This is a genomic window from Methanobrevibacter sp., from assembly GCF_017468685.1.
Classification (GTDB): Archaea; Methanobacteriota; Methanobacteria; order Methanobacteriales; family Methanobacteriaceae; genus Methanocatella.
The window spans coordinates 1-26455 of record NZ_JAFUHT010000080.1 but is presented as its reverse complement, the minus strand read 5'-3'; the positions used below and the strand labels follow the sequence as shown (position 1 = coordinate 26455).

Annotated in this window: 27 protein-coding genes; 15 read left to right on the top strand and 12 right to left on the bottom strand. The window is 31.9% G+C overall.

What is annotated here, in order from left to right; translation table 11 throughout:
- Position 1 precedes the first annotated feature (1 nt).
- Positions 2-787 (bottom strand): winged helix-turn-helix domain-containing protein, encoded by a 786-nt coding sequence (locus tag IJ258_RS10415; RefSeq protein ID WP_292806624.1) that lies wholly within the window; start codon positions 785-787, stop codon positions 2-4.
- Positions 788-963: 176 nt separating this feature from the next.
- Here IJ258_RS10415 and IJ258_RS10410 point away from each other — a divergent pair, with 176 nt between their 5' ends.
- Positions 964-1725, top strand: coding sequence for a TatD family hydrolase (locus IJ258_RS10410; protein ID WP_292806622.1), 762 nt, complete (start codon positions 964-966; stop codon positions 1723-1725).
- 1 nt (position 1726) lies between these two features.
- Positions 1727-2629: a TDT family transporter gene (locus IJ258_RS10405; RefSeq protein WP_292806620.1), complete on the top strand. Its 903-nt coding sequence runs from the start codon at positions 1727-1729 to the stop codon at positions 2627-2629.
- Between the two features lie 19 nt (positions 2630-2648).
- Here the strand turns inward: IJ258_RS10405 and sepF are convergent, their stop codons facing one another.
- Together sepF and IJ258_RS10395 are read right to left on the bottom strand one after the other, a co-directional pair.
- A complete protein-coding gene (gene sepF / locus IJ258_RS10400) occupies positions 2649-3221 on the bottom strand; it encodes a cell division protein SepF (protein ID WP_292806617.1) in 573 nt (190 codons plus the stop codon).
- Positions 3222-3226: 5 nt separating this feature from the next.
- The gene (locus IJ258_RS10395) at positions 3227-4279 is read right to left on the bottom strand and encodes a DUF1611 domain-containing protein (RefSeq protein ID WP_292806615.1); all 1053 of its coding nucleotides are present in this window, start codon (positions 4277-4279) and stop codon (positions 3227-3229) included.
- 193 nt (positions 4280-4472) lie between these two features.
- Between IJ258_RS10395 and IJ258_RS10390 the strand changes: the two genes are divergently transcribed.
- Entirely contained in the window at positions 4473-5417 is a 945-nt protein-coding gene (locus IJ258_RS10390; RefSeq protein ID WP_292806613.1) for a 3H domain-containing protein, read from the top strand.
- Complete coding sequence (locus IJ258_RS10385; protein WP_292806611.1) at positions 5410-5991, top strand: ZPR1 zinc finger domain-containing protein; 582 nt, start codon at positions 5410-5412, stop codon at positions 5989-5991. Before IJ258_RS10390 ends, IJ258_RS10385 begins: the two co-directional genes overlap by 8 nt.
- A gap of 8 nt (positions 5992-5999) precedes the next feature.
- Here IJ258_RS10385 and IJ258_RS10380 read toward each other — a convergent pair whose 3' ends face one another.
- Positions 6000-6437 (bottom strand): hypothetical protein, encoded by a 438-nt coding sequence (locus IJ258_RS10380; protein ID WP_292806609.1) that lies wholly within the window; start codon positions 6435-6437, stop codon positions 6000-6002.
- A 266-nt stretch (positions 6438-6703) separates the two neighbouring features.
- Positions 6704-11644, bottom strand: coding sequence for a hypothetical protein (locus tag IJ258_RS10375; RefSeq protein WP_292806607.1), 4941 nt, complete (start codon positions 11642-11644; stop codon positions 6704-6706).
- A gap of 465 nt (positions 11645-12109) precedes the next feature.
- On the opposite strand from IJ258_RS10375, the gene IJ258_RS10370 reads away from it, so the two are divergent.
- Positions 12110-13243: an adhesin gene (locus tag IJ258_RS10370; RefSeq protein WP_292806605.1), complete on the top strand. Its 1134-nt coding sequence runs from the start codon at positions 12110-12112 to the stop codon at positions 13241-13243.
- A 37-nt stretch (positions 13244-13280) separates the two neighbouring features.
- A complete protein-coding gene (locus IJ258_RS10365) occupies positions 13281-13964 on the top strand; it encodes an MIP family channel protein (protein WP_292806603.1) in 684 nt (227 codons plus the stop codon).
- 22 nt (positions 13965-13986) lie between these two features.
- Here IJ258_RS10365 and IJ258_RS10360 read toward each other — a convergent pair whose 3' ends face one another.
- Positions 13987-14679, bottom strand: coding sequence for a nitroreductase family protein (locus IJ258_RS10360; RefSeq protein WP_292806601.1), 693 nt, complete (start codon positions 14677-14679; stop codon positions 13987-13989).
- Positions 14680-14764: 85 nt separating this feature from the next.
- Here IJ258_RS10360 and pyrH point away from each other — a divergent pair, with 85 nt between their 5' ends.
- The 6 genes from pyrH (at position 14765) to IJ258_RS10330 (ending at position 18096) form a co-directional block, all read left to right on the top strand.
- Positions 14765-15442 (top strand): UMP kinase, encoded by a 678-nt coding sequence (gene pyrH, locus IJ258_RS10355; RefSeq protein ID WP_292806599.1) that lies wholly within the window; start codon positions 14765-14767, stop codon positions 15440-15442.
- A gap of 8 nt (positions 15443-15450) precedes the next feature.
- Positions 15451-16239 carry a TatD family hydrolase gene (locus IJ258_RS10350; protein ID WP_292806597.1) on the top strand — a complete coding sequence of 263 codons (789 nt, stop codon included), beginning with the start codon at positions 15451-15453 and terminating at the stop codon, positions 16237-16239.
- A 12-nt stretch (positions 16240-16251) separates the two neighbouring features.
- Positions 16252-16443, top strand: a complete 192-nt coding sequence (locus tag IJ258_RS10345; protein ID WP_292806595.1) for a DUF2116 family Zn-ribbon domain-containing protein — start codon at positions 16252-16254, stop codon at positions 16441-16443.
- A gap of 7 nt (positions 16444-16450) precedes the next feature.
- Positions 16451-16774 carry a YbjQ family protein gene (locus IJ258_RS10340; RefSeq protein ID WP_292806593.1) on the top strand — a complete coding sequence of 108 codons (324 nt, stop codon included), beginning with the start codon at positions 16451-16453 and terminating at the stop codon, positions 16772-16774.
- 1 nt (position 16775) lies between these two features.
- On the top strand, positions 16776-17630 hold the full coding sequence (locus IJ258_RS10335; protein ID WP_292806591.1) for a hypothetical protein: 855 nt from the start codon (positions 16776-16778) through the stop codon (positions 17628-17630).
- Between the two features lie 265 nt (positions 17631-17895).
- A complete protein-coding gene (locus IJ258_RS10330) occupies positions 17896-18096 on the top strand; it encodes a hypothetical protein (RefSeq protein WP_292806589.1) in 201 nt (66 codons plus the stop codon).
- Positions 18097-18131: 35 nt separating this feature from the next.
- On the opposite strand, the gene IJ258_RS10325 is transcribed toward IJ258_RS10330, so the two are convergent.
- Together IJ258_RS10325 and IJ258_RS10320 are read right to left on the bottom strand one after the other, a co-directional pair.
- Positions 18132-18485 carry a M48 family metallopeptidase gene (locus IJ258_RS10325; RefSeq protein ID WP_292806587.1) on the bottom strand — a complete coding sequence of 118 codons (354 nt, stop codon included), beginning with the start codon at positions 18483-18485 and terminating at the stop codon, positions 18132-18134.
- Positions 18486-18494: 9 nt separating this feature from the next.
- The gene (locus IJ258_RS10320; protein WP_292806585.1) at positions 18495-19304 is read right to left on the bottom strand and encodes a sulfite exporter TauE/SafE family protein; all 810 of its coding nucleotides are present in this window, start codon (positions 19302-19304) and stop codon (positions 18495-18497) included.
- 41 nt (positions 19305-19345) lie between these two features.
- On the opposite strand from IJ258_RS10320, the gene IJ258_RS10315 reads away from it, so the two are divergent.
- The 3 genes from IJ258_RS10315 (at position 19346) to IJ258_RS10305 (ending at position 23663) form a co-directional block, all read left to right on the top strand.
- Entirely contained in the window at positions 19346-20425 is a 1080-nt protein-coding gene (locus IJ258_RS10315; protein ID WP_292806584.1) for a hypothetical protein, read from the top strand.
- Positions 20426-20473: 48 nt separating this feature from the next.
- The gene (locus IJ258_RS10310; RefSeq protein WP_292806582.1) at positions 20474-21322 is read left to right on the top strand and encodes a DMT family transporter; all 849 of its coding nucleotides are present in this window, start codon (positions 20474-20476) and stop codon (positions 21320-21322) included.
- A 448-nt stretch (positions 21323-21770) separates the two neighbouring features.
- Complete coding sequence (locus IJ258_RS10305) at positions 21771-23663, top strand: MJ1255/VC2487 family glycosyltransferase (RefSeq protein ID WP_292806580.1); 1893 nt, start codon at positions 21771-21773, stop codon at positions 23661-23663.
- Here IJ258_RS10305 and IJ258_RS10300 read toward each other — a convergent pair whose 3' ends face one another.
- From IJ258_RS10300 to IJ258_RS10285, 4 genes are all read right to left on the bottom strand, one after another.
- On the bottom strand, positions 23664-24134 hold the full coding sequence (locus IJ258_RS10300) for a hypothetical protein (RefSeq protein WP_292806578.1): 471 nt from the start codon (positions 24132-24134) through the stop codon (positions 23664-23666).
- Positions 24135-24196: 62 nt separating this feature from the next.
- A complete protein-coding gene (locus tag IJ258_RS10295; RefSeq protein ID WP_292806661.1) occupies positions 24197-25141 on the bottom strand; it encodes a transcription initiation factor IIB in 945 nt (314 codons plus the stop codon).
- A gap of 32 nt (positions 25142-25173) precedes the next feature.
- Positions 25174-25461 (bottom strand): Gar1/Naf1 family protein, encoded by a 288-nt coding sequence (locus tag IJ258_RS10290; protein WP_292806576.1) that lies wholly within the window; start codon positions 25459-25461, stop codon positions 25174-25176.
- A gap of 110 nt (positions 25462-25571) precedes the next feature.
- A complete protein-coding gene (locus tag IJ258_RS10285) occupies positions 25572-26309 on the bottom strand; it encodes an RraA family protein (RefSeq protein ID WP_292806574.1) in 738 nt (245 codons plus the stop codon).
- Between the last annotated feature and the right edge of the window lie 146 nt (positions 26310-26455).

The following is a 26455-nucleotide window of genomic DNA, read 5'->3' as shown; positions in this document are numbered from 1 at the left end:
CTCATTTATTTTTCTTTTTAAATGTTTTATACAGATTGTTGGACCATTTTAATGCATCCCTATTCTTAGAGGTTAACAATCGGTTTTGATCAAAATGACCATCTTCCTTAAACAAACCTAAAATCATCATTTTATCTGTAACGATTAATAAGAAATTATTTTTTCCTTTAAATGAAGACAGATATTTTGCTTCAGAATTTCTCTCAAAAATATTAAAAATTTCCTGAGAAACTAATATTTCAACATGTTTGTCATCATTTACCAAATCATTGAGCTTTTCATTGAAACTGATATGGTAAAAAGGCAGAATGCAACGTACCCTTTCTGCATCATTCAATGCATTTTCTATAAAATTATTAATCTTATATGCATCGATGCCTTTGGATTCAAGAAGGTTTGCCTTGCCTAAAAGATATAATTCTGCAACAGATTTATTAGGGACCATGTCAACGACATGTCCGTCAATAATGTTGAAAAATTTATTCAATAGATTTACAACTTCTTTAAGCTCCAAAACATTTTGCATTTGTACTTTTAACGAATTAGATAAAAAATATTTGTTTGATTCACGGTAAACAAAATCCTTTAATTCTAATCCATTTAGTGTGGTTGAAATTGAGCTATAATTTAGTTTAGTATTATCTGCTAACTCTTTCATATTTTGTGGCTTTTCAAACAATGAAGCTAAGATTTTTAATCTTATTATTGAGTTTGCAGCATATTTTACATCTTCAGATACATTATCATAGTTTTTTAAATAGTTTTTATTCTCATTCAAATTAATCACCTATGTGGTATTACTTACATCCATATTTTTATTACCATAGCATATAAACTAACTTTAAGTGAACAAATGTGAAAAATCGCACTTGCAAAAACTTTAAAAATGATGAAATTATTAGATATTTTTTTTAAAGATGAAAAATATATTAAAATTTGATAAAAATTGATATGGAGATAAAAATGATAGATACACATATGCATGCGGATGCCAGAAGCGGAGAAGATTTTAAAGCAATGTATTTAGCTGGAATAGATTGTGCAATTACCTGCAGTTATTATCCATATAAAATACCTCAAGACATTGTGCTTTTAAATCATTTAAATAGAATACTTGAGTTAGATACCAAAAGGGCAAAAGAGCATGGACTTGAATTGAAGGTTGCATTAGGAATCCATCCGACAAACTCCTATGTTAACCCTGAAAAAATATTTGAAAAGTTATACGAATGGATTGAAACCAACAGCATTATTGCCATTGGTGAAATTGGACTTGAGGATTTGACTGCAAATGAAATCGACATATTCAAACAGCAATTAGACATTGCAAGTGAAACCAAATCCAAAGTAATCATTCATACCCCCAGAAAAAACAAAAGGGAAGTTTTAAAAGAGATTTTAGATATCCTCCCACAGCATATTGATGAAAATCAAGCAGTAATTGACCATATAAATCCGAATGTTGTTGAAGACGTCATAGATACTGATTGCATGTTGGGATTAACCGTACAGCCTCAAAAGATGGACAAATTCGAAGCAATTTCCATTCTTGACAATTATGGATTTGACAGGTTCTTATTGAATAGTGATATCAGCAATAAAGAATCTGATCCTCTTTCAGTGCCTAAAACAATACGTGAATTAACAAAACAAGGATTTAAGAAAAGCGATATTGAGAAAGTATCTGAAAAGAATGCCAAAAACTTTTTTAGATTAAAAGATTAACATGAATTTCATTGAAAAGATACCTGTTCCAATTTCAGGACTAATCCTTGCATTGTTTTCTCTTGGAAACTTACTTCAAGACATTCATCCATACCTGAGATACCTATGTGCAGGCATTGGAGCAGTATTTTTAATTTTAATTGTTTTTAAAGTTATTTTATACCCAAATTCAATTAAGGAAGACTTCAAAAATCCTGTGATTGTAAGCAGTTCAGGCACATTTTCAATGAGTTTAATGATTTTATCTACATATCTCCAACCATTTATACCTCGTATTGCATATACCATATGGATTATTGGAATTGTGCTCCATATTTTATTAATAATTTACTTCACATGTCATTTTATCATACGTGATTTTAATATTTCGAATGTCTATCCCACCTACTGGATAGTCTATGTTGGAATTACCCTGGCCGCAATCACTGCAAACATTCATGGAATCCGCCAAATTGATTTCATATTCTTCATAATAGGATTCATAGGAATGTTAATAACTACACCACTGGTTGTATACCGTGAATTTATCTTCAGGAAAATTCCAGACATGAACAAACCTTTAACATGTATTTTTACAGCATTATTCAGCATACTGATAGTAGGATATTTGAATTCCGCTGAAAGCATTTCAAATGAGTTTGCAATTGGATTATACATTATTGCAGCAATATGCTACATATTTGCATTATACAAATTCATTAAATTCAGAAATTTAGATTTTTACCCAAGTTTTGCTGCATTTACATTCCCATTTGTCATCAGCGCTCTTGCAACTAAAGGAATTTATACAAAAATTAGTCCGAATGCTGTGTTGAACAGCATCTTGAATATAGAAATAGTTATAGCTACAGTTTTAGTAATTTATGTACTTACCAGATATCTGGTTTTTTTAAAAAATAGTTAAAAAGTAGAAATCAATCTACTTATCCTTTATTGATTACTTTTACTTTCTTAGGAGAGATAATAATTAAATTTTTCTCTTCACTACGTGAAAGCAATAAAGCCTGAGCTCCATATCTGGCTCTCATTTGCTTAATTTTATCTCCAGCTAATTTAAAATTAGGAGCACTTTCTTTTTCCAAAAATGACAAATCAACAATGACCGGATTTTTTTCTTCGATTACCTGATCGACAATATAATTGATATCATCAATTGTTTTTGGTCTGATTAAAACAATCTCATAAAATGATTGTTCAGGAGTAATCACAACATCATCAAAATCATCATAAATCGGAGCTTGTCTTGGTTGAGGACGAGCCGGATTTTGTGCAGGTCTAGGAGTTGGCCTATATTGCTGTTGAGGATTTGGTCTATATTGTTGTTGTGGATTTGGCCTATATTGCTGTTGTGGATTAGCTTGTTGCCTATTAGGATTTTTAGGTTTTAAAACCTCTCGAATAGAATCCATAATACTAGGCCCATTGTTTTTCTGTTTTTTGCTAGATTCTGTTTCTTCAAAGCCTAAACTTCTTTTCAAATCATCTGTAAAACTCATTTAAATTACTCCTCTAAATATTCAAATATTGCATCTAACAATTTAGAAGCGCCATTATTGTAAACATCTTCAGCAGGCAAATTATAGGTATCCTCAAAGTATTCAGTACACAAATCTAAACTAGCATTTTTAAGATTGATAGATAAACCTACAACTTTAGTCGGTTCAACAGCTTCAATAGCTCTAATTTCTTCTTCAATACCTTTAGGTTCCCTATATGGATGGTTAGGCCTATGACCCACAATAACTGCATCAGGAGCAGCACCAATTAAAATTGCTGCAGACAAACCTCTTGGATGAGGATTGCCGTTTTCAGTTAAACTGGATTGACCTTCAATGAAAATAATGTCCGGTTTTTTAGTTTCTTCAACATATTTTATAGCAGACAATACTGCAGACGGAACATCCATTGCAGATAAACTTCCTGCCCTAAAGTTAAAATCAGTCGGTTCTTCCAATCCCATTTCATCAGTTGAAATTATTGCAGGAGTTAATCCTCTTTCACTACTTGCCAAACCAAGCATTTTAGTAGTGGTTCTTTTTCCACATTCCTGAGATGTTCCTCCAACGAATATCACTGGTGCTTTAGGAGTGTAAGATATTTTAGGTAAAACTTCACATGATTTTTTAGGGGCAACACCAGCTATTCTTTCAACAACATCAAGACGAGGACCGATTTCCTTAATTATGAGATTTTTTGAATCAGCAAACTTTTTTAAAGATAAATTTTCTTCAATGGATAATGATCTAAAAGAAGTGACAACATTTAAACCTGCATCTATAGCTTGAACAGCATATTTTAAAGCAGTTCCTTCTGCACCGATTGGCAACATTATAACCAGAGATTTAGCCTCAGGCGCATCTTTTAAACATTCTTCCAAACTGCTAGATACGATTTGACCACAATACTGTTTTCCTTGCTTTTTAACATCGTCGTCAATGAATCCTACTGTTTCAATACCTTCGAGATTGGAGAATTTTTCTCCTCCACCTCCACAACCAACAACTATAAATGGATTTAAATCCTGAATATCTTTAACTGACTTAACTGAATACAAAAACTTCACCCCTACCTATAATTTATAACTTATAACTAATCATGTAATTTATTATATTAAATTTTTAAAAAATAATTTTAAAAAAATGTTATTATAATTAATTATAATTTTTCACATTAATAAAGTATAATGTTTTTATAAGAATAATTTAAATATATAAGACATAATCAAAAAACTTTTTTGGAGAATGCACATGAGAAAACCTTATGTAATTTTAATTGGAAGTGCATCAGGAATTGGAAAATCAACTATTGCTGCTGAATTGGCTAAAAAATTGAATATTAAACATTTAATTGAAAGTGATTTTATAAGAGCAGTCGTCAGAGGAATAATAGGTAAAGAATACGCTCCAGCACTGCATAGCTCCTCCTATGATGCATATAAAAACATTAGAAATAAAAGCAGATACACCAGTTATGATGAGTTAGTATCTGCAGGATTTGATGACCATGCATCATATGTAATTCCTGCCTTGGAAAAAATTATTCAAAGAGCGATTACTGACTATGATGACATCATCATAGAGGGAGTTCATTTAGTTCCGGGATTGATTAACACTGAACAATTCAGTGATTACGCCAACATTTACTTTTTCATTTTAAGTTCCGATGAGGAGTCTCATAAAGAAAGATTTGTTAAAAGAGCTGTTCAAATACATAGAGGTGGAAAACAGCTTGATTTCTTTAAGGAAAACAGAATAATCCATGACCATCTTTTAAATCAAGCAAGAACAAATAATGTACACATCATCAATTCCGAATCCATTGACCAGACTTTAGAAAAGATTTTAGGCATAATAAATAAATCCTGCATGACAATTAAGCTTATTAACGAAGTTGAAGATTTGGATGACGTTATCAATATAATTATTAATGAAAATAAAGGAACCTTGGAAAAAATAACCTATAACATCAAAGGTTTTAAAGAACCATTAATAAGAAATATTGGCGTTTCAGATAGCGAATCAGCAAATACATTCCTGAAAAATATTAATGAAGATGAAAGTAAAAAGGAATACTTGAATGAATTGTATAAATTATCCGAATATAGGCAAACTACAATATGTGCCTCCAATCCCGAAAGATTAGAAAAAATTGTTAACGAATTAAACAAAAAAGGTTATGTTTTAAATGAATGATGAAACAATTAATGAAATGATAATTAAATGTCCTGCATGCGGCATTGAAGGTGTTGCAAAATCAATAATGAAAGAAATTGAAATACCTCACTTTGGTAAAGTAATGGAAACAACCATACAATGTCCATCATGTGGATTTAAACACTCAGACATTATTGCACTTGAACAAAATGATCCTGCAAAGTATGTTCTTGAAATAAATAGAAATAATCTGTCGATTCGAGTTGTAAGATCCCAATCTGCAACAGTCATCATACCAGAACTTGGTGTGAAAGTGGAACCTGGTCCAAAATCCGAGGGTTATGTGACAAATGTGGAAGGTGTTCTTACACGTTTCGAGAGTGCAGTAAAAAAAGCATTGAATTTGTTTGATGATGCTGAATCCCAAAAAAATGCAAATAATATTTTGAATCAAATTCAGGAGCTTAAAAAAGGCAATGGCACTGCCACTTTAATTATTCTTGATCCGTTCGGACAAAGTAATATTGTAAGTGAAAATGTGGAAATTCTTGAAATTCCTGAAGAGGAATTAAGTGAATTAAAAACAGGTTTTAGTCATATTGAAGATAATTAAGGAAGAATTTATTCTTCTTCCTCTTCTTCATCGTTTGCTGAGAAGCTTACAAATGAATCTTCTTCAACAACATCTTTTAATTTTAAAGTTTTTTGAACATCCATAGCTAATGCATTACAATCTGCTTTAATAGCTTCTAAATGTAATAAGATTCTTTCTTTTTCTTGATTAATTCTTTCAATGTTTGTGTATGGATAAGTGGACTCTTTAAGCATTTCATACTCAATAGTTGTATATGGGTAATCATTTAATTGCTTACATACATTTTTCAAAACATCTCCTAAGAATTTGTTCATTTCAACTTTTACTCTTTCCCTAATCATTTTGTCGTCGTCAAGATTTTCTTTCATTAAACGTACAACTTCAGCTTTAGCGAAAGGTAATTTTTCTTCATCTTCTTCGACAAATTCTTCAGAAGTTTCTTCAATCATTTCTTCTTCAGACATAATTACACCTCTTTTGAGTTTTTAAAAATATTGAGTCAATGAGTAATTTTTCCAAAAAATTATTATTACATCAATATCTAACTAATTATTTATCAAAAGTTTTATTTAAAGGTTTTGTTTAAATTGCAGAATTGGAGCATTATTTGAGCAGTTATTGCTACAACATATAAAATAATTAAGCACAAAATTAATAATTCATATACTTGGAAAATTTTGAAAAATCGTTTTAAAAAAAATAAAAAATAGTAGCAAAATGCTACTTTAATCTATCTTTTCCTTGAAATATTGTCTCCTAAAAATATTATAGAGAATAGTGCAGAAACCACCAAAAGCATAAACGGATTAGCTGTTTGATGCATTTGAAGATTACTTGGCATTTTTACATTCATATTATTTTTAGAAGGGTTTGAAACATCATTGGAATGTTTTTTAGTCACATTTACTATGGCATAATCCTTATTATTGGACTTATCATAATCAAATGTATCACTGGTTACTTCAACAGTGTTTTTTATAATGCCTGAGCCAGTTGCAACAACTTTGATAATTAATTTAGCGGATTCACCATAGCCAAGGCTACGAATAGTCCAGACATTTGTAAATTTATTGAATTTACCTTTAGAAACCTTAAATGATTTTAGTTTTAACAAATCATCCAATATGTCAGTTATTTTAATGTTATGAGCAGTATCAGGACCATTGTTAACAACTTCAATCACATATTCAATTACATCACCTACATTATAATGATATTTTGATGCAATTTTAGTTACTGCCAAATCGCTAGCCGGAGCAACACTGATTGATTCGCTTGCATGATTGTTAGACTCATCAAGATCAAGTTCATCTGCCCATACATCAGCATTATTAATGAAATTACCAGTTGAAATAACTTTACAAACTATTTCAATTGTTTTTTGCTCACCAACATTTAAACGTCCAACATTCCAGATATTTCCTGTGTAATCACCATTGGAACTAAGATATTTTAATCCTTCAGGCAACACATCTTTAACCTTAACGTTATTTGCTACATTTGGACCATTATTCATTACAATCAATGTCCATTTAACCTTATCGCCATATTTTGGAGAATCTTTATTTACCAATTTAATGATTGACAAATCTGCAATAGGTCTAACATCAATATGGGAATCATCGAAATTGTTTGACATGTTCCAATCATATTCATTGGCATCAACTCCAACATTATTTGTAATAATGCCTAAATCATTTGAAACAGTAGTTATGTTCAAATATTCCACTTCTCCGACGTTTAAGTTACCAATATTCCAAATTAAATTACTGAATGTTCCTTTTGTCAATTCATATCCATCATAAATCAACTCTTTAGGCAAAATGTCTTCTAATACAACACCAGTTGCATTATCCGGACCATTATTCACTACAGAAACAAGCCAGCTGACACGTTCACCAAAAATTGGATTGGTATTGTTCACGTCGATAATGACTTTCAAATCCACCGCTGGAGGAACACCAATTGATTCACTGTCATTATTGTTGCTTTCATTGTAATCATATTCATGAGCATGGATTGATGCAAAATTGGTGATTTCACCAGTTTTGTTTACCCTGCAAATAATTTCAAGGGTTTCTGTTTCACCATTCTCCAGGCAGCACACTACCCAACGGCCATCATCATAAAATCCTTTGGTAGCAGTATAGTTAACCAATAATAAACCTTCAGGCAAAGAATCTTCAACATAAACCTCAGTTGCCTTATCCGGCCCATTATTGGAAACAATCAATGTCCATTTTACCAAATCCCTATAATTTGGTGAAGTGTTATTGACCAATTTGATTACATATACATCGGCTGATTTTTCAACATCAATGATTTCATTGTCGAAATTATTAGTCAAGTTATAATCATACTCACTGGCATTGACTGACACATCATTCTGGATTGAACCGGTTGCATTAACCATACATTCAATATTTAAGGTGAATGATTCATCAACACCCAATTCTTCAATGAATAAAATTCCTTTTAAATGGTCATATTCGCCCAAACTATCATCTGAAATCCAAACTAATGAATTTGGAAGCAAATCACAAACAGTTACATTGTGCGCAACATCCGGCCCGTTGTTGACAACCACAATTGTCCAGGTAACATTTTCATGATATAACGGATTTGGATTAGAGACTGTTTTGGAAACTGATAAATCACTTGCAGGATTTACAAAAATATCTTCATCATCCTGATTGTTGGTTAGATTATAATCATACTCATCAGAATTTACATTTGCAAAGTTATTAGCTTCACCGGTAGCTTCAACAAGTGTAAATATATCAATAGTTACTGTTTCACCAACATTTAATGCATCAATTGTAAAAATACCATCTTCATACTTTCCTTTTGTTAAAATAGAATCAACATATATGAATCCGTCAGGCAATGAATCAACAACCCTGACATTTGTTGCCACATCAGGACCGTTATTTGAAATAGTTAAAGTCCATTTTACAGTGTCTCCAAAATTAACATTATCCCTATCAACAGTTTTGACAATGGCCAAATCACTAGCAGGATTTACAAATATTCTTTCTGTATCATTATTGTTTGTTAAATCATAGTCATATTCACTGCCATTGACTTTGACAAAGTTTTCAATTTGTCCTGTGCCGTTAACAATACAGCGGATGTTCAATGTTATTTTTTTATTAGATTCCAAAGTTCCTATTTTCCAGATTCCTGAAACGTTATCATAATCGCCGTCACAATCAATGAAAATCAAAGATTTAGGAAGCACATCTTTCATTTCAACATCGTGGGCAGTATCCGGACCATTATTGATTATTTGGATAGTCCACACAATCTGATCTTTATAGTTTGGTTGAGTATTTGAAACGCTTTTGATAACCTCCAAATCACTGGCAGGATTTATGAAAATACCTTTTTCGGCATAATTATTGGAAGTGTTTGTATCAAATTCATTTGAAGATACATTTGCGATATTGACTATGTCTCCGGTAGCATCAACTATTGTAATGATATCAAATGTAAATGTTTCACCAACATTCAAATCACCAACATCAAGAATGCCACTGTTATGGTCATATTTGCCATTTGAAGTGTCGTTTAACCAGATTAATCCATTAGGCAATACATCAGTTACTTTAACACCAGTGGAATTATTAGGGCCATGATTTTTAATTGTAATAGTCCATATTACGATATCTTCAAAGTTTCCAGTCTCTTTTGAAACTGATTTAGTGATTTCATTATCCACTTTCGGTTTTACGACAAATGAAGTTACATTTGTAATTGCCTTATAGTAATTGTCTTCATAATGTTTTGCTGAAACGAAATATTTTCCAGGTTTCAGATTATCCAAATCAACAGAAATTTCTCCCAAATAACTTGTATGACCAACCTCATTATAGACATATGTTCCATCCTCATGCTGAACTGTTAGTAAAACGTGAATGTTATATTCACGACCGTCCTGATATAAATCTCCACTGTTGGTTGCTCCATCCAACGGATACTGATTATCCATCATGATGTTAAGGTTGTCAGCTGCATTATAAATTGCATTTGACACTTCAAGATTATCAAAGTCCGCAAGATTATTTCCACCGAACAGAACTACTTTAATGTGCTCGCTATCTTCATAATAGATATCCTCTGCATAAATCGGCAAATGATAAACCCATGCCTGATTTTGAGAGAAGACATTGTTTTCCAAAGTGAGCTTTTTACCGAATTTATCATAATAAATTGCACTTCCATTTCTTGCAGTATTATATCTAAATGAATTATTTTTGATATGGGCAAGTTCACTATTTACATAAATAGCTCCTCCCAATCCGTCTTCAAGTTTATTGACATCAGGAATCGCTTCATTAGCAACAAATTGTGAATTGTCAACTACAGTGTTTATTCCATCAATGAAAATGGCCCCACCATCTACATTTGCCTTATTGGAGTTAAAGACAGAATTTCTAATTGTAACCTCCTGTGCTTTAACATTGATGGCGCCACCATTTTGAGATGCAACATTACCTTTAAATTTAGTGTTGTCAATGAGAATATTCAAACCGTTTGCTTGAATTGCACCTCCTTTTGGAGCAGTATTTCCTTCAAAATTACAATCGATTACACTTAATTCCATATAATCATATAATAATCCTGTGGAAAGTGCACCTCCATAGATGTCAGCATTATTGTCAATAAATGTACAGTTTTTAATAACACCTGATGAATGGAAAGTCAATGCACCTCCCTCATTAGCAAAATTATTGATGAATATACAGTTGGTATAAGAAGATCCTTCACGAACACATCCTGCCCCTCCATGAGAGCTTGATGTGAGACTTATTGCACGATTATTTTTAAAAACACAGTTAGTTACCTTTGCATTAGAGCCGGGCAAATCCAAACCAACTTGTATTGCCCCCCCATATGCAGCTCCTCTTGCCTTAACCCAGTTATCTTCAAAAACACAGTTTCGAACTTCTGAATCCATACCAAACATAGTTACTGCCGCACCTGCAGATTCATCATTGAAATTGTTATAATAACCCGTGTTTCGTCTAAATTGACAATTGTCAACAATCAATCCTGAAACAGTGTTTAAATTCCATTCAGTGTGAATTGCACCACATTTGTTTGCATGATTATCTTCAAATATACAATTTTCAATTCTGACATTTTTCGCCTGAACATAAACGGCAGATCCCAGATCACCTTCACCATTGATGAATTTAATATTTCTCAGCACAGTGCCCGCACCACCACTTTTAATATCCATGGCAATGGACAAATGTCTTCCATCAAGTACGGCTGTTGAATCCCCAACTATTGTCAGAGGCTTAGTAATTTTAATATAGTCATTTCCATTTGAACGATAAGTTCCTTTTAATACAATTGTATCTCCCGCATTAGCTGCATTAACTGCATCCTGAATACTTTTATAAATATTTCCACTTGGAGTACGTGTAGCACCCAACAAATCTTGTGAATCCTGAGAATTCACCTCCAAAATTTCATTTTTTTGAGAATTTTCTAGTTGTTCCACATTATCAGATTCCAAACTTACCTCATCAACTGTATCATTTAATTCGGCTGCAAATGAATTGTCAACACCAACACCAAATGCAGTAAACATCAAACCAATAATACATAGACAAAATAAGAAATTTCTTCCAATAATCATCTTTCTATTATTATTTAACATTTTTAAATCACCTTATCTGAGGACGATTATAAACACTATTAATTAACAAAAAGCTATTAACTAGCAATCAATCTTTTTATTTTCAGTTTTAGATTAAAAAATGATGATTCACACCATCAAATTTGCAAAATGACCATAAATTAATAGGAACATTTTAAATAATGTCCTAACACAACTTATTTTAAATAAATAAATTGCCAAAATTTATTAGCCAAATCCAATTTAAAAGTCAAAATCAAAATTTATTAAATCAAAGCAATATTTAACTTAAAATAAAAGATAATCTTTCTAAATCCTCAAAATACCTATTAAACTGATTATTATTTAAAACTATGCTTTTAAAGACTTCAATATTGTTTTTAAGTTAAAATATTACATTTTAAAGTAAATATTAAAATCTGTGGGAAAACTATTTTATTTATAAAAATAATATTAAAACATAATTAATACCCAAGGTAAAGAGACATGAAAAGACAAATTGCAATACTTATCATGGCAATATTGATAATAGCACCAGTTATTCAAGATGTGAGTGCTGCAAAAACAGTTTTTATCACATCAGATACTATTATAGACCATGATAACGATATAAAAATGTTAAATTCTATAAAAAGTTATATAGAAGAAATAAGTGGTGGAGAACTACAAGTAATCGTTGACAATCAGGCCCCTGCACCTGGAGAGGGGTGGAGAGCAATAGAAGTGACAAGTGATGTGAGCATTTGTCTGGCGGCATCGGATGCCGGAAATTACCTGCAACTGGCCACATCAACAGTAAACTCAGGAAAACAAATTGTATTCGTAAATACCGGAAGTTATGATTTAGACAACAATACAAACTTCTTAAGAAGAGCATGGGACGACAACTATTCAAATGAAAGCCTAGCTGGAATGCATGACCCGGGAACATTTCTTAAAAATGCTGGAATTTACTATGTACAACCAACAAAAGAATTCCCAGACAATGCAAATGACGGTTATTTAGCCAGATATGATGAAGAAATGAACAAACAAATCGCACAAGAAATTGTAGACATCGTTAACACTCATGAAAACGATACAAAAATTCTAAGCGACGGTTTAATTACACACAACATTATAAAACCAGCAGTTATGGCCAATGCAAGTAAAGCTCTAATAAAAAGCAATGATACAGAAATGAAAGGAACTTACGGTAACTATACTGGTCCTCAGCTTTTATATCAAACCAGTTCCTATCTAAATGGAAACGGTTTAGATATTCCAAAAGCATATGACGAGCCAGAAGATCCAATGGGAATTTCATTTTTAGCAAAAGACACATACTCAGTTTATGATTATTTCAAGATGGGAGGAATAGTCAGAGAGTATATGGATGCAAATGGAAGAGCACCTGATTCAATTGAATATGACGGAGCACATATAGGATATTATGACTTATTATATAACTTTGCAAAAGTTACACAGAATCATACAGATGCAAAACATATGGGCTTTGAAAGTGAATATCACTTCGATAAAGTAAACGATTCAATATTATTACACATATTCCCATTCATATTAATATTATTCGTTTTATTCATTGCATATTTATTCTTAAAAAGAATAAGAAGATTTTAATATAATGAAGAATTAATGTTACACTGAGGGAAAATTTATGAAAAAATATATCGCAGAATTAATAGGAACAATGGTTCTTGTACTATTCGGTTGTGGAAGTGCAGCTATAGCAGGTTCTGTTTTAGGTAATCTTGGAATTGCATTAGCATTCGGTTTATCTATCGTAGCTATGGCTTATGTAATCGGTGACATTTCAGGATGTCACATCAATCCAGCTGTTTCAATCGGTATGTGGATTGATGGAAGAATTGATGCAAAAGACTTGATAATGTATATCATTTTCCAATGTATCGGTGCAATTATAGGTATCGCTCTTTTAGCAGTAATCATTAACTCTGCTCCAAGTCTTGGAGGATATGCAGCAACTGGTCTTGGTCAAAACGGATTCGGCTCTGCATCTAGTGTAGGATTAGATGTTGTAGGAGCTATTCTTGTAGAAATTATTTTAACCTTTGTATTTGTATTTACAGTTCTCGGAGTTACCAAAAAAGCAGAAAATGGTGCTGTTGCAGGTATTGTAATTGGTTTAACATTAGCATTTGTACACATTATGGGAATCCCATTAACAGGTACTTCTGTTAACCCGGCACGTAGTTTAGCACCTGCTCTTTTCCTTGGAGGACAAGCATTGCAACAAGTTTGGGTATTTATTTTAGCTCCAATTGTCGGTGCAGTCATTGCAGGTTTATTGTACAAAGGATTAGCTACAGAGGAAGCTTAAATCCTCTATTTTTTTCTTTTTTTTAAATTTTAATACTTCCAGTATAAGTATAACCTTTAATATTTTCAAAATCAGTTTTTTTATAGAATTCAAAATTCTCTTCATTGGCAACATACATATGGGCCAGGGATATTCCAACATCAATTGGATTCCACTTTTTTAAAACCTGACGTTTAATAATATTCTGTTTAATTTGATATACGTCAAATCCATCATTAGAATGTTTAAAATACCATGGCTGTGAGTTAATAGCTGACGGTGCAAGCTGTGCAGGGATTAGCTTTTCATCTGCGTAATCTGAAATCTCAGCCAAACTTTTACGTTTGAAAGCAGATCTGTCACGTGTCATTTTATCGGATTTTCCAAAAGAAATTGAAATAACAAAATCATCTCTTTTTTCTTTTAAGGAAGCCATTCCCACCCAACAGCTGCCAATATCAATGCTTTGAAGATATAGGGAAAGCTGTTGGAATATGAAACCCAAATTTTCCAAGTAATTTCCATTCTTCTCGCTGAAGAGTGCCAAGTAGTACGGTGCTTGCCAGCGAGTGCGAATATTAACTTTATCATTAGTCAAAATTTCATAATCATATTTGATTGAATCATCTAACGGTTTAACATTTGATATGAATTCGTGAATTGGAGTCATGTCGATTTCTTCATCAGTATAATTTCTGCATGATTTTCTAACGTAAATTTGATTTTCAAGATTCATTATTACACCTTAATCTGTTGATATAACATTTGTTAATTATAACTTTAAATAATATTGCAATGATAAATTATTATAAGGTGAATATATGAAAATTGTTGTTGCAATTGGAGGATCAATTTTACTTAAGGAATATGATTGTAAAAAATTCCAGGAATACAGTGCTATTTTAAAAGACCTGTCAAAAGAACATGAATTATTTGTTGTTGTAGGTGGAGGAAAACCTGCAAGAGAATATATTGGTGTTGTTCGTGATTTAGGTGCTGGCGAAGCACAATGTGATGATATCGGAATTGAAGTTACAAGAATTAACGCTAAACTAATGTTATCTGCTCTTGGAGATGCAGCTTATCAAAGAGTGCCTCATAATTTCCAGGAAGCTCTTGAATTCTCAGCTACCGGAAAAATAATTGTTATGGGTGGAACTGAACCTGCACACAGTACTGATGCAGTTTCAGCAATATTAGCAGAATACATCAAAGCAGACAAACTCATTAACCTAACTTCTGTTGATGGAATGTACACCAAAGATCCTAATAAATTCGATGATGCAGAACTTGTTCCTGAAATTACCGCTACAGATTTACTTGACTTTTTAAGCGGTAAAGATGTTAAGGCAGGAACCTATGAGTTCTTTGACACTACTGCAGTTCAGATGATTAAAAGATCCAATTTAGAAACAGTCATTACAAACGGTTTTGAACCTGAAAACCTAATAAAAGCAGTAAACGGTGAAACTGTAGGAACCAGAGTCATTAATGAATAGGTGAAAAAGTGGATAATCTTGTTGATATCGGCTTAAATCTAATGCATAAGTCTTTTAGAAAAGACAGGGTTGAAATCATTGAAGAAGCTAAAAAAGCTGGAGTTAAACAGTTCATCATTACTGGAACCAATGTCAATTCCAGCCAGTTAGCTACAGAATATGCTTCAAAATATCCTGGAACCTTATTTTCAACTTCAGGAGTCCATCCTCATGATGCAAAAACCTGCAATGGCCACAGCATGTTTGAACTTGAAAAAATAGCTAAAAATGATTGTGTTGTTGCAATTGGAGAATGCGGACTTGACTATAACAGAAACTTTTCACCGCAAGATCTTCAGAGGAAATGGTTTGAAGCTCAAGTGGAACTTGCTGAAAGACTTGATATGCCCCTGTTTTTACATGAAAGGGAAGCTCATAAGGATTTATATGAAATCTTAAAAAGACATGACAGAGTCATTGAAAAATCTGTTGTTCACTGTTTTACCGGAACAAAAGTTGAAGCACAGAATTATGTCGATTTAGGTTGTTACATTGGTGTAACCGGATGGATTTGTGACATGAAAAGAGGAAGAGACCTGCAGGAAGCAGTGAGTGTAATTCCACCTGAAAAGTTAATGATTGAAACTGATGCACCATTCCTAATACCAAAAAACTTTGATTTCAAACCTAAAAAGAATAGAAATGAACCGAAATATTTACCTCATATCCTCAATACAATTGCATTATGCATGGGAATTGATGCTGAAGAATTAGCTATTCAAGTTAACAAAAATACTAAAGAATTTTTTAAAATATAAGGAGATGATAAAATGGCAGTAGACCCTCATAAACATTGCCCAATTTGTGGAACCCCAATACCATTAAATGAACTTGTATGCTCACCGGATTGTCAAAAAGTCTGGGATGCAAGATTAAAACAAAGAAAAAGATCACAATTAATACTATATGTAGTTATTGCAATATTTTTAATCATATGGGCAGTAATGACATTCATGAAATAGTGATATAATGATTTTAACCTCATCAAACACTCTTGAAAATAAGGAAATTATTGAATATAAGGGATTGGTTACTGGCGAATCCTTAATCGGCGCCAATATTTATAAGGATTTATTTTCAGGAGTTCGTGATGTTGTAGGTGGGCGAACATCCAGATATGAAGAAGAAATACAAAAAGCCCGTGACATGTCACTGAACAGTATGATTGAAAAAGCGGAAAGCTTAGGTGCAAATGCTATTATTGGACTTAAAATTTCTTATGACAATCTTGGCGGTACAATGGGAAACACCATACTTATAACCGCATATGGCACTGCTATAAAATACGAATAGCATGAAAATAAAAAATAAAGAAATTGATTTGGAACATACACGAAAAGCAATCATCTGTATCGGTGCAGGCACTGCAGTAGGTCTTTTCGTATATGGAATTTTTCTATTTTTCAACATAGCAATTTTCGGATGGAATCTAGGACTGATTTTTGCACCAGTAGCTGCAGGCTATGTCGAAACCGTACTGGCCAATAAAATCATTGGAGAGAATGTGGGAGCCATTAGTGCATTTATCCTGTTTATTTATACAACATTTTATAGTTTTATATTAAAAAACCCCACATTAGGAATTAATCTGATTACTGCAGGTTCTATAATAATTATATTGCAAGCGGCGTTTCCAACATTGGTGAATTATATTATTCTAGTTGTACTCGGAGGAATATTATCAAATTTCATCAATCATTTTAAGAATTTTGGTAAATATCTTAAAATCCGTATCAAAAACAGATCATTGTTTCATTGGGAACCCCAATCAGTCGAGATAAGAACTGAACCCATTCCTTACTTTGATGAGGCTGCAAGCAATGAAACAATTAATAATTTGGGTTTTTATTTCATTACAAGCACTGATTTGAAAGATATGGAACATTCAATTATCGGCATTTATCAAAGTGAAGTCATTATCGAAAAAGATGTTAGGCTAATCAATTTGGAACCTGAAAGAAAAGAACAGGAACATTTGAAAAAAATTAAGGAAGGAAAAGATGAATGTTTGATTAAACTTGCAAATCAAATTAAAAGTAATGGTGGCAATGGAGTTTTAGATTTATCAATGAACTACGCCCTAATTGGACTTAATGGAGACAATATCCAAATATGTGCAATGGGCATGGGCGTTAAATTAATCTCATAGGTGATATTATAAATGCAGAAGATTTCATACAACAATTAAGTAAAGAAACTGGTTTAGATACCAACCAGGCAGCAAGCGTAAATGGAATTTTAGAAAGTACATTTTTAGCTGGAAACAAGAACAAAGACACAATCACTAAGTTAATTAGTGAAAAATTAGGCGTTGATGAAGCAAAAGCAGATATGATATATAATGCTGCAATCGGACTTGTTACATCAGGAATTTTAGACAAAATTAATCCATTTAAAAAATAAGAGGTGAAACGATGGAAAATGAAGGAACAATAATTATTCCAATCATTGGATACATCATTGCATTACTCTCTCCAATTATTGGATTACTATATGGTGCTGTTCTGGTTTTTTTCAAAAAAGACACACCACTATACCAAAAACATGGAAGATTCATAATCTACTTTGCAATTGCACTATTCATTATTGGTTTTATTATAAGAATGCTGTTATGAAACTTTAACTCTAGCATCAGCTAGAATTATTTTAATTATTTTATTTCATCTAATCTTTTTTTAAACTCAGTGTTTTTACTGCAGTTACTTATGGCTTTTTTCAAAATGTCTTTTTCGCTTTCGACATCACTTTGCTTTTTATAGATATTTGCAATGGCTTCATAAGCTTTTGATGAATCTGGCAAGATATAAATAACTTCTTTATATAAGTTTATAGCTTCATCATAATTATTGTCTTTTACTAAGCTTTCTGCCTCCTGCATAAGATTAGTTATATTGTCAAACTTGCCCTTGCGTTTGGGTTTAATTTTACCTTCAACATTTTTTAATTTGTCAAAAATATCTTCTGCAGTTTTATCATCAAAATTTTCTCCGGTTTTTCTCTCCATATTATCACCTTAAGGAAGTACTCCCAGCATTTTCAATGCCATGTACAATACCAATATTGAAAAAATAATTTTTAACTTTTTTTGCGGAACTTTATGAGCATATTTTGCACCTATTGAAGCCAACGGCACGGAAAAACATGCAATCAATAAGAAATTAATGATGCTTACATAACCTATTGAATATGGAAATGTACTGACTCCCCATCCTGAAACAATATATGACAGGAACCCTCCGATTGCAGTCAAACTGATGAATATTGATGAGGTTCCTATTGCCTCAATCATGGAAAATCCGAGAAGTGCTGTTAGAATAGCTATTAAGAATATTCCTCCACCAACACCCAGGAGCCCTGATGAGAATCCCACAAGCAAACCGATAATAGCTGTTACGACCATGTTATTTGGAATTCTGGCTTCTTCCCTTTCCTTATTGATGTTAACAATATTGTTAACAGTTATGAACAACAACAAACATCCGAATATTATTTCCAATACTCTGGAAGATAGTCCTGATGCAACAAATCCTCCTATGACTCCACCGATGATTCCGAATATTCCAAAGCGAATTCCAGGATTTATAATATTGTCCATAGTTCTGGTGTGCCTGTATGCTCCACTTAATGATGTTGGGATAATAATTGCCAAGCTTGTTCCAAGTGAGATTAGCATTGCAAGATTAGGTTCCGCCCCAATATATTTCAACAAGAAATATTGTAAGGGTACGATTAAAAATCCTCCACCAACACCTAGAAGTCCTGATGCAAATCCTGCACATATACCTATTAGAATCAATCCTATGAAATATTCTATGGGAAACATAACATCACTTATTTAAAGTATTAATAATTAAAGTATTGTTGATGAAGATTAATAAAACTATTTTAATTGGAGCTGCATTCATATTACTTGCCGGCATAATTTTTTTCACAGATATGTTAACTCCAATTATCAGACCTGTTACCTATCTATTTTTAATGGGATCATCAAAAGGAAAAGACATCATATTTTTTGGTCTTTTAGGTTTGTTTCTAATTTCATCACAAATTATTAAAAAAGATATTGACACAACCAAATATTTAAAGATTTCCATTGTTTTAGGTGCAGTTTTATTGATTTTAGGAATTTTGCTTGAAGTTATCTTTAGGTTGCAAATGGGCATTGGACTCAATACAGTTTTTTGCTCCATGACTAACGGCATGAGTTCCACAAGTATTCTGCATACTCACTTATTAAAGTCCATTTTAGGAGAAGTTTTAACTCAAATTATTGGACCATTCATTCAAAGTGACATTAACACTGGCGTCGGCCTATATGCTTACCTCCCAAATTTTGCATTTTTAGCAGTTTTACTTATTCCAATATTATTTGCAACCCTGATTTTATCCATTCAGAAACGTCCATGGTTTACAAATTTCCTGATGGCGACCTTTTCAAGCTGCCTTCTGATTGGAATCCTTGATGGAGGAATGTTTGCAACACCATCATATGTAGGATTATTTGGACTGTATCTAGTTTACAGAAACGGCTATTACATTAATTATATTATAGGTAAAGCATTGAATGATAAGAGATTACTTGAAGAAAATGAATTAATACAACCAGTGTATAAAAAACATGAATCTAAAAAAGTCAGATATTTATTTAATCGCTTTTTAATCTGGTTTGTAGTGTTGGCAATTATATTTTTAAGATTCACAATAGCATTTGCAGGAGCAGAACCTGACTATTACACTGTAGATGTTGTTAATCCAAGTGGAGATATTGAATTGGGAAATGTAAGTGCTAATATTATTAATTGGGAAAAAACTGACCTGAATAAAACCACTTATCATATTGACCCAAACTATAATGAAATGAAACTAATAAATGATTTGAAGGTTCCCCTGAACAATTCGTGTGAATACTACACCGTATCATGGAATATTTATTCATACTTATGATGATACTATGAAAAAATCTATCTTATTCTTCCAATATTAGCAGGTTTTATGTTTGGATCCAGCGGAATTTTTGTCCGCACTTTAACCCAAAACGGAATTGATGCAACCACATTGTTGTTTTTAAGGTTTTCAATAGCCATAATTCCAATTCTGATTGCAATCTTATTGACTGATACGAAACTGTTAAAAATTAATTTTAAAGACCTACCATTGTTTTTGGTTTGTGCAATGTGCATAATAGGACTAAATCTATGTTATAATGAATCAATGAATACAGTTTCACTTTCACTAGCAGCAGTACTCTTATCCCTGGCTCCAATATACGTTTTGATTTTTGCTTATGTATTATTTAGAGAAAAAATCACATCCGGAAAAATAATTTGTATGATACTGGCGATTTTTGGATGTGTTTTGATGACAGGAGTTTTGGAGACCAGTTTATCAGATATCCCTTTTATAGGAATTGTTTCAGGAATCGGTGCAGGCCTATTTTGGGCAGTTTATCTGATGAGCTCTAAAAAATCTATTGAAAGCGGAACACACACATATACCATATTATTTTACTCAGTAATATTCATATCCCTTGCATTACTCCCATTTACAAGTTTTAATCAAATCAATGATTTTATTAATATTAATCCGTCATTATCTGTTATATTCCTAATAATACACTCAACATTCTCTTTTGCATTACCATATATATTTTCAACAGTCAGTTTGAAGCATATTGACTCAGGAGTATCATCCATATTGCTATCCGGTGCAGAACCTTTTGCAGCATTGATATTTGGATTTGCAATATATTCAGCAACACCGACAATACTAATGTCTTGCGGATTTTTATTAACAATTATTGCAATGACAATGCTGAGCAAAAAAGAAAGTGTTAAAAATTAATAATAAAGAGAGGTGCATTTCAACTGTAAATGCTTTAAATAATTAAATAAGCTTAAATAATACCCAAATATTATTTTAAAGGATTTATACATCTTAAATAAAAAACATGCATTGCAAATAATGATAAATTAAAAATGTGTAAAAAATTCTGAGTTACTCGGAAAAGATTGTCATACAGTAAATTAGCAAATGTTAGTAAAAAAATAAATAAAAGAAAAATACGAATCTGTTAATTAAAAAGATAAATTAAATATAAACAATACGAATTTAAAAATATTTAGACAAATTCATTATGCAAAATCCAATTTTCAAACAATATTGATTTAAGTTAAAATAACATTACATCTGTAAGAAAAGTTCATTCGAGAAATTAACTTAAATTAGTTTAAATTGCAAAAATAGACAAATTTTAAAAAAACTTATTAATTTAAAAAATAAACTTAAACATATGATATTAAGCATTATCATACCTACTTATAATGAAGAGGAGTACCTCCCAGTTTTATTAGACAGCATTAAAAAGCAAAGTTTTGATGACTATGAAATTATAGTGGCCGATGCCAACTCAACTGATAAAACAAGAGACATAGCCAAATCATATGGATGCATAGTTGTTGATGGAGGTTTACCTGCAGTAGGTAGGAATAATGGTGCTAAAATAGCAAAAGGAGAATACTTACTATTTTTAGATTCGGATTTGAAGCTTACCGATGAATATTTGCGCAATGTCATTTATGAATTTAGAATGGAAAGGCTGGGAATAGCAATTACCCAAATGGTGCCTATGTCAAACAAAGTAGAAGACAAATTATACCATGATTTTGCAAATTACTTCATGATAAGTGTTGAAAAGATAAAGCCTCACGGAGCAGGATGCTATGGAATAATTGCAAGAAAAGAACTCCATGATGCATGCGGAGGTTTTGATGAAGAATTGAATTTCGGCGAAGATACTGATTATATTGAAAGATTAGCTAAAAAAGAACGTTTTAAAGTTTTAAGAAATGCAAAAATAGGTGTTTCAACCAGAAGGCTGGAAGAAGAAGGCATTGAAACACTAATAAGACAATATGGCAAAAGTACTGTTAATGACTTTTTGGGAAAAAGAACAGATGCCGAAGAGCTCAACTATAACTTTGACCATGGACATGAAAAAATCACAACAAACAGACTTGAAAGACTGAATAAAACAACTGAAATGATCAATGAAATCAAGGAAAACTATGATGAGTCCATTCAAAAAATAAATTCCACCAAATCTCGTTTTAAAATTAAAAAGAATAGGGAAAAAAAGGTAATTTTCTATTGCATCTGTGGTGAAGGAATGGGACATGCAATAAGAAGCAGTGTCATTCTTGAACGCATAAAAGAAAAATACGACGTTTATATTTTTTCAAGCGACCGGGCTTATAACTATTTAAATTCAAAATTTGACAATGTTTATGAAATTGGAGGTTTCAATACTGTCTACATTAACAATAAAGTTAATAATCTCAAGACATTATCAAATGCCTTAAAAAGAAACCCTACAAATATGAAAATAGGATATGAAAAGCTATATAAAAAAGCAAGGGAATTGCGTCCTGATGCAATAGTCACTGATTTTGAAATATATGCGACAATGGTATCAAAACTTCTGGACATTCCTTTAATCAGTTTAGACAATATCCATATGATCACTCAAACTAAAATCCATTATCCTGCAAGCAAAAGAATGGAAATGCTTAAAGCAAAAGGAGTGATTAAAACATACGTCGTAAAACCGAAAGTCCATATTCTAACCAGTTTCTTTTACCCACCAGTCAGGGCTAAAAAGAATGCTGTGATATATCCTCCGGTCATTCGTGAAGATATTTTAAAACTCAAGCCAAGTAATGGCGATCACATCATAGTCTATCAAACAAGTAAAGAAAGTGGAAAGCTTGTTCGTAAATTAAAAGCTTTGAAAAATGAAAACTTTATCGTATATGGATTCAATGTGAATAAAACCGATGGAAATTTAACATACAAAGAATTTAATGAAGATGTGTTTTATGAAGACCTTGCTTCTGCAAAAGCCGTGATATGTAATGGAGGATTTACATTTATTTCAGAGGCAATTTCACTTAAAAAACCTATTTACTCAGTTCCAGCTATTGGAAATTTTGAACAGACACTAAACGGATACTATGTGCAGCGTTTGGGTTATGGCGAATACCATGAAGTGATGAATGCCACAAGAGTTAAAAGCTTTTTAGAAAAACTTCCAAAATATGAAAAGAAACTTTCCAAAGTTAAAAAAACAGATAATGAAGGCATAATAAAAGAATTAATTTACAGAATTGAAAAATATTCAAAATGATTAAAGATTTTTAACATCTTTAATCTCTATAGTATCAGCAATTTCTTTTAAAAGATTCAAATCATCACCAATAAGAATAATATCCACACCATCATGTATTGATACATATTTATAGATCGTATCATTTTTAAAAACAGAAGAATAAACCTGTTCTTCACTGGTGTTTAAGATAGATTGAGAATTATCCCCAATTAATGAATCGGTCAGGTTTTTATTGATAATTATTCTTGAAAAATTATCTCCATAACTTCCATTATTCTGATATGATTTCATTCCATCCATTTCATTTTGAATAGTGAAGTTTGAGCCTTCAGGAATATCTATTGAAAAACTATCGAAATCATGTGGTTTTAAAGTTATTGAAGATTCATCTATCACCTTTTCACTAAAAGGATTTGTAATAATTAGATATCCTCCAACGATAATAAGAATGACAGCAATTATAATAACTGCAGATAATTTTTTATTCATAATAAACTCCAAAAAAAGATAAAAGTGATTAATAAAGTAATTACTTCATTAATCCAGGCAAACTATAAAGTTACACCCATTTCTAATTGTTCAGTTAATTCTTTGTACCTATTACGTATGGTAACTTCAGTTACGCCCGCAATATCTGCTACATCTCTTTGGGTTTTTCTCTCACCGAGTAAAACAGATGCAATATATAATGCAGCAGCCGCTACACCAGTAGGTCCCCTACCAGAAGTCAATCCTTTTTCCATTGCTTTTTCAATTATTTCAATGGCTTTAGATTGTGCTTCACCAGATAAACCTAATTCAGATGCAAATCTTGGCACATAATCTACTGGAGAAGTTGGTGGTAATTTAATATTCAATTCACGAGTTAAGAACCTGTAGGTTCTTCCAACTTCTTTTTTAGTTACACGAGAAACCTCAGCAATTTCATCTAAAGTACGTGGTACATTACAACGTCTACATGCAGCATATAATGAAGCAGCAACTACTCCTTCAATACTTCTTCCTCTGATTAACTTATTGTCTACTGCACTTCTGTAAACAACACTTGCAGCTTCCCTTACACTTCTTGGAAGTCCAAGTCTTGATGAATCACGATCAAGTTCACTTAATGCAAATGCCAAATTCCTTTCAGTAGCTCCGGAAATTCTGATTTTTCTTTGCCATTTCCTTAACCTATACCATTGAGCCCTGTTTCTTGCAGGAATATCACGACCGTAGATATCTTTGTTTCTCCAGTCAATCATTGTACTAAGACCTTTATCGTGAATAGTGTAAGTAATTGGAGCTCCAACTCTTGTACGTTTGTCTCTTTGTTCGTGGTCAAATGCTCTCCATTCAGGACCCATATCTACAAGATTTTCATCAATAACTAATCCACAGCGAGCACAAACAACTTCTGCTCTTTCATAGTCACCAATTAATTCTTCTGAACCACATTCTGGACATACTGTCTGTTTTGAATCATCATAAACATTTTTTTGTTTTTTATCAGGTATGGCTCTTGTGCGTCCTCTTTTAGGAGCCTCTTTTACTTTTTGTGTCGTGGTTTCATCCTCCTTTTTCTAGGTTTTTTGGATTTTGGTTTTGATACAAATAGTTTTTCACCACAATTTTTTTCTATTTTCTCTCGATTTGCTGATTTGAACAAACGAATAGAAATATAGGGTTCTTTAGTAGGTCCAAAAACATAATTAACCTTACCAATTTTATTCTTATTACTATCAAATACTATACCACCAGGTGAAGGTGTTTTAGTGGACCTTGCTATTAATTTTCCAGAGTTTGCTATATGCAAACTATTTCCTAAAAATTTCATAAAATCAAACTTAAAATCAAATCTGTATCATTTATATAATTAGAAATAGGTTATATATAAAGGTATCGATATATTTATATATAAATATTGATTTCTATTTAAATGTTTTTCTATTTGAGTCCAACAATTTCAGCTAAAGACTTGCCATCATCAATTTCATTTATAATATTGGATTCCTTAATTTTTACTTCCAATGCTGCAACCATGGTTTTTGTGAATAATTCCTGAGGAATTACAACAATGCCTGATTCATCACCAATGAAAAAATCACCTGGATTAATTTTAAATCCTTCAATTTCGATAGTTTCATTCAAGCTACCTAAACCCAAAGCAGATCCTGCATTAGGACAGAAATTAGATGCAAATACTGGAAAATCAATATACAAAAGAGCATCCAAATCTCTTGCAGAACCATAAATGACAACAGCTTTAATGCCATTATCTTTTGCACATGTAGAAGCAAGTTCACCCCAAATAGCCTTATCTTCAGAATCTACTTTAAAAAATAATATATCTCCTTCACTGGCTTCATCAATTGCCAATGCAGAAGTTCCCCAATCATCACTGGTAGTTTCAGCAGTGAAAATGGATCCGAAAACTTTCTGATTGTTGATTGGTTTGATTGACTGAATTACACCAGACCTTCTGGAAATTCCATTAAAAGCATCTGAAACCTGACAAGCAGAAACATTCTCCAACAAAGACATCAAATTAATATATTCATCATAATTTTTACCATTATACCTTAAATCATCAACTGACACATTATTTAAGTTAATTTTATCTATATCAATGCGTTTGTTTAAATTATTATTTTGATTCAATATATCTTTTGGACTTATTGACATGACTTCACCACTCAAATATCTATTTATCAAACATAGTTAAAATACATTTCACAGATTTTATATATAAGTTTATTCAAAATATTAATTGAAGTATTGAAATAAATACTTAGATTATTATATGCTCATAGAGTTTTACATTATTTATT

What these genes read in the sequence shown, in the direction of transcription:
- IJ258_RS10290 (WP_292806576.1), bottom strand. Translation starts at nt 25,461, where the DNA reads ATGAAATTTTTAGGAAATAGTTTGCATATAGCAAACTCTGGAAAATTA.
- IJ258_RS10380 (WP_292806609.1), bottom strand. Translation starts at nt 6,437, where the DNA reads ATGTCTGAAGAAGAAATGATTGAAGAAACTTCTGAAGAATTTGTCGAA.
- IJ258_RS10365 (WP_292806603.1), top strand. Translation starts at nt 13,281, where the DNA reads ATGAAAAAATATATCGCAGAATTAATAGGAACAATGGTTCTTGTACTA.
- pyrH (WP_292806599.1), top strand. Translation starts at nt 14,765, where the DNA reads ATGAAAATTGTTGTTGCAATTGGAGGATCAATTTTACTTAAGGAATAT.
- IJ258_RS10325 (WP_292806587.1), bottom strand. Translation starts at nt 18,485, where the DNA reads ATGGAGAGAAAAACCGGAGAAAATTTTGATGATAAAACTGCAGAAGAT.
- sepF (WP_292806617.1), bottom strand. Translation starts at nt 3,221, where the DNA reads ATGAGTTTTACAGATGATTTGAAAAGAAGTTTAGGCTTTGAAGAAACA.
- IJ258_RS10385 (WP_292806611.1), top strand. Translation starts at nt 5,410, where the DNA reads ATGAATGATGAAACAATTAATGAAATGATAATTAAATGTCCTGCATGC.
- IJ258_RS10410 (WP_292806622.1), top strand. Translation starts at nt 964, where the DNA reads ATGATAGATACACATATGCATGCGGATGCCAGAAGCGGAGAAGATTTT.
- IJ258_RS10320 (WP_292806585.1), bottom strand. Translation starts at nt 19,304, where the DNA reads ATGTTTCCCATAGAATATTTCATAGGATTGATTCTAATAGGTATATGT.
- IJ258_RS10310 (WP_292806582.1), top strand. Translation starts at nt 20,474, where the DNA reads ATGTTTGGATCCAGCGGAATTTTTGTCCGCACTTTAACCCAAAACGGA.
- IJ258_RS10360 (WP_292806601.1), bottom strand. Translation starts at nt 14,679, where the DNA reads ATGAATCTTGAAAATCAAATTTACGTTAGAAAATCATGCAGAAATTAT.
- IJ258_RS10300 (WP_292806578.1), bottom strand. Translation starts at nt 24,134, where the DNA reads ATGAATAAAAAATTATCTGCAGTTATTATAATTGCTGTCATTCTTATT.
- IJ258_RS10335 (WP_292806591.1), top strand. Translation starts at nt 16,776, where the DNA reads ATGAAAATAAAAAATAAAGAAATTGATTTGGAACATACACGAAAAGCA.
- IJ258_RS10405 (WP_292806620.1), top strand. Translation starts at nt 1,727, where the DNA reads ATGAATTTCATTGAAAAGATACCTGTTCCAATTTCAGGACTAATCCTT.
- IJ258_RS10305 (WP_292806580.1), top strand. Translation starts at nt 21,771, where the DNA reads ATGATATTAAGCATTATCATACCTACTTATAATGAAGAGGAGTACCTC.
- IJ258_RS10330 (WP_292806589.1), top strand. Translation starts at nt 17,896, where the DNA reads ATGGAAAATGAAGGAACAATAATTATTCCAATCATTGGATACATCATT.
- IJ258_RS10370 (WP_292806605.1), top strand. Translation starts at nt 12,110, where the DNA reads ATGAAAAGACAAATTGCAATACTTATCATGGCAATATTGATAATAGCA.
- IJ258_RS10315 (WP_292806584.1), top strand. Translation starts at nt 19,346, where the DNA reads ATGAAGATTAATAAAACTATTTTAATTGGAGCTGCATTCATATTACTT.
- IJ258_RS10375 (WP_292806607.1), bottom strand. Translation starts at nt 11,644, where the DNA reads ATGTTAAATAATAATAGAAAGATGATTATTGGAAGAAATTTCTTATTT.
- IJ258_RS10340 (WP_292806593.1), top strand. Translation starts at nt 16,451, where the DNA reads ATGATTTTAACCTCATCAAACACTCTTGAAAATAAGGAAATTATTGAA.
- IJ258_RS10345 (WP_292806595.1), top strand. Translation starts at nt 16,252, where the DNA reads ATGGCAGTAGACCCTCATAAACATTGCCCAATTTGTGGAACCCCAATA.
- IJ258_RS10285 (WP_292806574.1), bottom strand. Translation starts at nt 26,309, where the DNA reads ATGTCAATAAGTCCAAAAGATATATTGAATCAAAATAATAATTTAAAC.
- IJ258_RS10390 (WP_292806613.1), top strand. Translation starts at nt 4,473, where the DNA reads ATGAGAAAACCTTATGTAATTTTAATTGGAAGTGCATCAGGAATTGGA.